This window comes from uncultured Sphingomonas sp. (assembly GCF_902806265.1).
Classification (GTDB): domain Bacteria; phylum Pseudomonadota; class Alphaproteobacteria; order Sphingomonadales; family Sphingomonadaceae; genus Sphingomicrobium.
The window spans coordinates 23,113-29,890 of record NZ_CADCVZ010000045.1 but is presented as its reverse complement, the minus strand read 5'-3'; the positions used below and the strand labels follow the sequence as shown (position 1 = coordinate 29,890).

Annotated in this window: 5 protein-coding genes; 2 read left to right on the top strand and 3 right to left on the bottom strand. The window is 68.3% G+C overall.

The genetic code is table 11. The annotated features are described in order from the left end of the window. Together QZX62_RS09065 and QZX62_RS09060 are read left to right on the top strand one after the other, a co-directional pair. Nucleotides 1–1,347, top strand: a 1,347-nt coding sequence (locus tag QZX62_RS09065; protein ID WP_294173820.1) for an FAD-dependent oxidoreductase, incomplete at its 5' end; no start/stop codon positions are given. Further along, nucleotides 1,347–1,946 (top strand): TIGR04282 family arsenosugar biosynthesis glycosyltransferase, encoded by a 600-nt coding sequence (locus tag QZX62_RS09060; protein ID WP_294173817.1) that lies wholly within the window; start codon nt 1,347–1,349, stop codon nt 1,944–1,946. The genes QZX62_RS09065 and QZX62_RS09060, both read left to right, overlap by 1 nt. 17 nt (nt 1,947–1,963) lie before the next feature. Here QZX62_RS09060 and QZX62_RS09055 read toward each other — a convergent pair whose 3' ends face one another. From QZX62_RS09055 to QZX62_RS09045, 3 genes are all read right to left on the bottom strand, one after another. After that, on the bottom strand, nt 1,964–4,399 hold the full coding sequence (locus tag QZX62_RS09055) for a glycoside hydrolase family 3 N-terminal domain-containing protein (RefSeq protein WP_366926197.1): 2,436 nt from the start codon (nt 4,397–4,399) through the stop codon (nt 1,964–1,966). Nucleotides 4,400–4,503: 104 nt separating this feature from the next. After that, on the bottom strand, nt 4,504–5,682 hold the full coding sequence (locus QZX62_RS09050) for an MFS transporter (RefSeq protein ID WP_294173814.1): 1,179 nt from the start codon (nt 5,680–5,682) through the stop codon (nt 4,504–4,506). Nucleotides 5,683–5,695: 13 nt separating this feature from the next. After that, nucleotides 5,696–6,769, bottom strand: coding sequence for a LacI family DNA-binding transcriptional regulator (locus QZX62_RS09045; RefSeq protein ID WP_294173813.1), 1,074 nt, complete (start codon nt 6,767–6,769; stop codon nt 5,696–5,698). Between the last annotated feature and the right edge of the window lie 9 nt (nt 6,770–6,778).

Sequence of the window (6,778 nt, the reverse complement as noted above, 5' to 3'; positions counted from 1 at the left end):
GAAGCCGACAAGATGGGCGGCGACTGCCTCAACCGCGGCTGCGTGCCCTCCAAAGCGCTGATCCGCAGCGCCCGGGCAGCGCACGACATGCGGAGCGCGGGCGACTTCGGGATCGCTTCGGCCGAGCCGCGGGTCGACTTCGCCGCCGTGATGAGCCGTGTCCGCGAGGTGATCGCCACCATCGCACCCGCCGACAGCGTCGAGCGCTACACCGAGCTCGGCGTCGACGTGCGGCTCGGCCACGCGAGGATCGTAGACCCATGGACGGTGGAGATCACCGACCCCGATGGCGGCGTATCACGTTTGACCACGCGCGCCATCGTGATCGCGGCCGGCGGCGAGCCGATCCTCCCCGACGTACCCGGCCTCCGCGAGGCGGGGGCGCTGACCAGCGACACCATGTGGGACGCTCTGGCGAAGCGCGAAACGCTGCCGGAGCGGCTGGTGATCGTCGGCGGCGGGCCGATCGGGACGGAAATGGCGCAGGCGTTCGCGCGGCTGGGCGCGCAGGTGACCCAGGTGGACGCCGGCCAGCGCATCCTGCCGCGCGATGACCAGGATGCGTCCGCCTTCGTCGCCGACGTGCTCCAGCGGGAGGGGGTGACGATCCTTACCGACCACCGCGCCGTGCGCTGCGAGGGCAAGACGCTGGTGGTCGCGTCGGACGCGGGCGAAACCGTTCTGCCGTTCGACGAGATCATCGTCGCGGTCGGCCGCCACGCGCGGCTGACCGGCTACGGGCTCGAGGAGCTTGGCATCCCGACCGACCAGCCGCTGGCGCTGAGCGAGCGCCTAGAGACGCTCTATCCGAACATCTACGCGGTCGGCGATGTGGCCGGGCCCTACCAGTTCACTCACTTCGCCGCCCACCAGGCGTGGTTCGCCGCCGTCAACGCGCTGTTCGGCAGCCTCAAGAGCTTTCGTGCCGATTACCGGGTGGTGCCCTGGACAACCTTCACCGACCCGGAGATCGCCCATGTCGGCCACACCGAAGCAACCGCCAAGGAGCAAGGCGTTGCTTACGAGGTCGTCCGCTACGACCTCGGCCATCTCGACCGGGCGGTGGCGGAGGGTGCAAACTCAGGGTTCGTCAAGCTGCTGGTGGCGCCGGGCAAGGACCGCGTGCTGGGCGCCACGATCGTTGCATCGGGGGCGGGAGAGTTGCTGGCGGAGTATGTGCTGGCGATGAAGCACGGCCTCGGCCTCAACAAGATCCTCGGCACCATCCATGCCTATCCGACCATGGTGGAGGCCAACAAATATGCCGCGGGCGAATGGAAGAAGGCGCACAAGCCGGAAGCGCTGCTGCGCTGGGTCGAGCGCTTCCACCGCTGGCGGCGCGGCTGATGGCGCCCACCCGCATCGTCATCTTCGCCAAGGCGCCGGTTGCGGGTGCCGCTAAAACCCGGCTGATCCCGGCGCTCGGGGAGGAAGGCGCGGCCGGGCTCGCTGGCCAGATGCTGGCCGAGACCGCGGCCGTGGCGGTGGCGGCGGAATTGGGCGAGCCGGAGCTATGCGCCACACCAGCTCCGGGGTCCCCTGATTGGGCGTCTTTCCGTCCTCCGGGCGCACGGATGACTGATCAAGGAACAGGCGACCTGGGTGAGCGCCTTGCTCGCGCCGCGTGGCGCGTTCTGGCTGCGGGAGAGCAGGTGCTGCTGATCGGCACCGATTGCCCCGGGCTGGACGCCGCCCGCCTGCGCGCCGCCGCCGAACAGCTCAGCAGGCACGATGCGGTGATCCATCCCACGCGCGACGGCGGCTATGCCCTGCTCGGACTCAGACGCTTCGACCCCCTGCTGTTCAGCGGCATCGCCTGGAGCACCGCCACCGTCGCGGCCGAGACCATCGCCCGCGTCCGCGCGCTAGGCTGGTCGCTGCACATCGGCGACACGCTGCACGACATCGACGAGCCGGAGGATCTCGCCGCGCTTCCTCGCGGGTAAGGGCGTCCGGTCTCCGATCAGGGCGCTGGCGGCGGGCAGGTGTCGGCGGAGGTGATCGGCTCCAGCCGCACCCGCGATAGGGTCACCCCTAACGCGCCCTCGGTGCGAACGGTGAACGGATAGCCGACTTTTGTGAAGTCGATCCCGGGTCCCGCGAAGCAGCGCAGCGGGATCTGCGTCAGCGCGACCCGTCCGGTCGGCGCGGACCGAACCGCCGCCGTGATGTCCAGCGCCTTGTCGCCGAAGCTCAAGGCCACCCGGCCAGTCGGCGCGGTGTCGATGCGCCAGTCAATCGCAAGGGCGAAAGCATTGTTGAGCTGGCGGCTGACATCCGCGGCAGGACCGCTGATGGTTACCGAGCCGTTCCCCCGCCCATTCCAGACGATCTGCTTGGCGTCTTCCTGCGCGGCCAAGTCGACCGAGCGGATGGTGACGACGCCCGCCGGGCTCGTCACCGGAGCAGCTTCTACGGGCCGGGCGCCACCCGGGTCCGACACCGTCAGCGTCCACGGCGACAGCGCGCGCCCGGCCGCGAAGTAGCGCTCCACGTTGAGCGCCGCAGCCACGTCTACGCCCGGCGCCTCCGACAAGGGCGCAACCGGCGTGCGGTCGCGGTAGCTCAGCCCATAGCCGTAGCGAAACAGCGGATTGGCGACGGGCGCTGCAGCGGTGCGTGGCCAGCTGAAGCTCAACTTGCCAGTGAAATCGCGGGCTGGTCGGCCATCGCGGCGCGCGACCAGCACGTCGGCAACCCCGTCCCCCTGCGACCCGGGCAGCCAGGCCGCGACAAAGGCGTCGGACGCGTTGATTTCGGGATTGGTCCACATCGGCCGCCCCGACAGGAACACCGACACGACCGGGATGCCCGCGGCCTTGAGCTTCTGGAGCATGGCCAGGTCGGTCGCCGCGGTCGGCTGATAGTCCAGCGTCGGGACATCCCCCTGGAACTCGGCATAAGGGTCCTCGCCGTAGACGACGATCGCCACGTCGGGCTTGGCCGAGTAGCTGCCGTCGCGGCTGAGCGTCGCCGTACCGCCGGCCTGCGTCACTGCGTTGGCGATCCCGGCATAGATCGACCGACCATTGGGAAAGTCGGCCGGCGTGGTCCCGGTGCCTTGCCAGGTGATCGTCCAGCCCCCTGTCTGCTTGGTGAGGTTGTCCGCCCCGTCGCCGGCGACCAGCACCTTGGCACCAGGCTTGATCGGCAGGACCGAGCCGTTGTTCTTGAGCAGCACCAGCGACTTGGCCACCGCTTCGCGGGCAAGCGCGAGGTGCTGCGGGGCGCCAACCAACGCATAGTTGCCGCCGCCCGGCCGGGCGCTCTCCAGCATGCCGAGCTTCGCCTTGACTCGAAGCACCCGCCGCACGGCATCATCCAGGCGCGCCATTGGCACCCGGCCCGCACGCACGTCCGTCACCAGGCTGTCGAACAATCCCTTCCAGCTGTCCGGGGCCATATAGAGGTCGAGGCCGGCATTGAGCGCCGCGGCGCAGTTGGTGGTGGTGCAGCCCGGGATCTGACCGTGCCCGTTCCAGTCGCCGACGATCAGCCCGTCAAATCCCATGCGCTCCTTCAGCACGTCCGTCAGCAGCGACTTGTTGCCGTGATGCTTGACCCCGTTCCAGCCTGAGAAGGAGGCCATCACGGTCAAAGACCCGGCCTCGATCGCAGCCGGGTAGCCCGGCGCGTGCGTGCGGACGAGTTCGCCCTCATCGATCTGCGCGTCGCCCTGGTCCCTGCCGCCCGCGGTGCCGCCGTCGGCCAGGAAGTGCTTGGCGGTCGCGGCGACGCGATCGGGAGCGAGCGTACGCCCGCGCCGGAGTTCGCCCTGCAGCCCCAGCGTCATTGCCCGGGCGTAGCGCGCCACCAGCTCGGGGTTCTCGGCATAGCCTTCGTAGGTGCGGCCCCAGCGTGGGTCCTGCGGGACGGCAAGCGTGGGCGCGAAGGTCCATTCAATGCCAGTTGCAGCGACTTCGGCCGCAGTGGCCGCGCCGATCCGCCGGATGAGGTCGGGATCGCGGGCGGCGCCTAGCCCGATATTGTGGGGGAACAGCGTCGCGCCGGGCAGATTGCTATGGCCGTGCACGGCATCGACGCCGAACAGGACCGGGATCGGCACCCGGCCTGGACCGACCTTGGTGGACGCATCGCGGAAGCTGGTGACCAGCGCCCGCCACTCCGCCGGCGTGGCGCGCTCGTTGCCGTTCGGACCGGAGTTGCCCCCGGCCAGAATCGAGCCGAGCGGATAGCGCTCGAGGTCGGTGGGGGTGATGGCGCTAATGTCGCCCTGGATCGTTTGGCCGACCTTCTGCTCCACTGTCATGCGTGCGATCAGGGCATCGATCCGCCGTTCGGTCGCGGGATCAGTCAGTGCGGCGGGACTAGCTGCCCGCGGCCAGTTGGCCGGGTTGGCGGTCGCGGCAGGCTGCGCCGTCAGGGGCGCAGCGGCCACGGTTGCGGCAAGCGCGACTATCAGAGCCGTTGGTCGAAACATGGTCGCACTCCCGTGATTGTGAACGTTATCAGCGGCGACTTTGGCGGCTTAGCTGCCCGGCATCAAGCGCGTTGTGCGTCGTGTCGCACGAACAATATGCAGCAGGCTGCCAGCAACATGAATCCGGCTAGCAAGGCCAGGAGCGAACCGAAGCCGCGGCCAGGCACGAGCCACACCGCCAGCACCGGAGCAATCACCGCTGGGATCGTATTGGTAAGATTGAGGACGCCGAGGTCGCGCCCGCGGTGCTTGTCGGAGGGCAGAAGCTGCATCGCGTAGCCGGCATGCAGCGACAGAAACGTGGACAAGGCGCACATGAAAATGACGTATCCGACGGCCGATCCGCCCGCCTGCGTCGCGGTTGCCATAATGCTCAGACCTGCCGAAGCCGCCACAGCCGCGCCGACCAGAAAGCGCTTGCGCCGTCCCAGCCGATCCGACAGTCCGCCGCATAGCAGCGATACCGGCAAGGCAATCATTAGCGCCACTGCGGACAGCTGGGCTATGCTGATTTCGCCAGGTTCGTCCGGCAGGCTTTGGAAATAGTAGAGCAGGAACCCGAACAACACGCTTCCGGCAATCTGCACCAGCAGGCGGGCGCACCATAGCAGCAGGAGGTCGAGCCCGCGCACACGTTGCTCGGTTGCGCTCTGCACGGCCGGGCCGACGAGGTTCGCGAATGGCGATCGCCGCCACAGCAATAACGGTCCGGTCAGCACCAGTACCAACAGGCACACCCACGCCAGGCGAAGCTCGAACCCAGCTCCAGCCGGAAGGATGACGACGATGCTGGCCACCGAGCCGAGCAGCGGACCCGCGGCCAGCCACCCGCCCAGCACGCCCTTGCGGTCGTCCGGCACGACATCGGCCGCCCAGGCTGCGAGCGGTGCCAGCAACATGTTCAAGACCAGCTGATACAGCACGATCGCAAACACCAGTTCCGGGAGGGTCCGGACTCCGCTCAGGAAAGCATAGCTCGCCACCGTGAGGGCGAGTCCCGCCGCGGCCCACAAGCGGCGAGAGCCGACTCTGTCGCTTGCCCAACCGAAAGCGATGTTACCGACGCTGGCTGCGATTGCCCCAGCCAGAGTCGCTGCTGCCAGCCACTCGATCTCCGCCCCGCCCGCGATGGCTGCTACCCGAGCAGGCAACAGTAAGGTCAGCAGCGGGACGTAAGCCACGACCCCGCCAGCGTTGGCCAGCGCGAACAACAGGAGGAAACGGGTGTTGCGTTGAGCCACCCGGAGCCTCGGATCAGCGCGGCGCGGCGGTTGATGCGCGGACGATAAGTTCAAACGGCAGGGTCTCGCTCGTTTGCGCCGCCACTTCCCCGTTTGCCGCGCCGATCAGCATCTCCGCGGCGTGGGCCGTCATCGCCGCGATCGGTTGCCGTATGGCGGTGAGCGCGGGCGTGCTGAACTTGACGATGGGCGTGTCGTCGAAGCTGACGATCGACAAGTCGTCAGGTAGCCGTAGGCCGCTTGACTGCGCCACCTGCACTGCGGCCAGCGACATCTGATCGCTGCTGGCGACGATCGCCGTCGGCCGGTCCGCAAGCGCAAGCAGGTGCTGCGTTGCGGCTGCTCCGGACCCGAAGGTGAAATCGCCCTGTGCAACCAACGTGCGATCTTCGGCGAAGCCGGCTTCGCGCAAGGCGCACCGGTAACCTTCGAGCCGCGCTCCACTCAACGCATATTCCGGGCTGCCGCTGATGAAGCCGATGCGACGGTGGCCGAGCGACAGGAGGTGGTCGGTGGCGGTCTTTGCGGCTTCCGCGTCGTCCATTCCGACGGCAAAGCCCGGTCCACCCGCCGAGCCGATGCTCGCGAACGGGATCTTCTTTGCCGTCAGCAGATCGGTGATCACCGGGTTGTCGCCATGCGGGGGCGTCAGGATCACACCATCGGGATGGAGCTGCGCCAGGGCGCCGTTGATCGCACGCTCGACCCGCGCGTCGTGCGTGTCGACGAGTTCGAAGATCATCCGATAGCCGTGCTCGGCGCACTTGAGCATTCCGCCGAGCAGCATTTGATCGACCCAGTCCGTGCCGTCGCCCGACTGCCAGCCGTCGATGGTCCGGTCACGATCGTTCAATGCCAGCAGCAGGTAGGATCGGGTGCCGCCCATGCGCCGCGCGGCGAGACTGGGCACGTAGCCCAGCTTATCGATCGCATCGTTAACCCGCTGCTTGATCTCGGCGCGAACGTTCGGCCCGTCGTTGATGACTCGCGATACCGTCTGCAGCGACACACCCGCTTCGGCGGCGACATGCTTGATGGTGACCGCACGCGGGCGCCGCGGCGACGCGGGTCCTCCGTCCTCGGTCATCAGAGCGCG

Bases quoted from the DNA above. Each gene is read 5' to 3' on its own strand.
- QZX62_RS09060 (WP_294173817.1), top strand. From the start codon at position 1,347: ATGGCGCCCACCCGCATCGTCATCTTCGCCAAGGCGCCGGTTGCGGGT.
- QZX62_RS09045 (WP_294173813.1), bottom strand. From the start codon at position 6,769: ATGACCGAGGACGGAGGACCCGCGTCGCCGCGGCGCCCGCGTGCGGTC.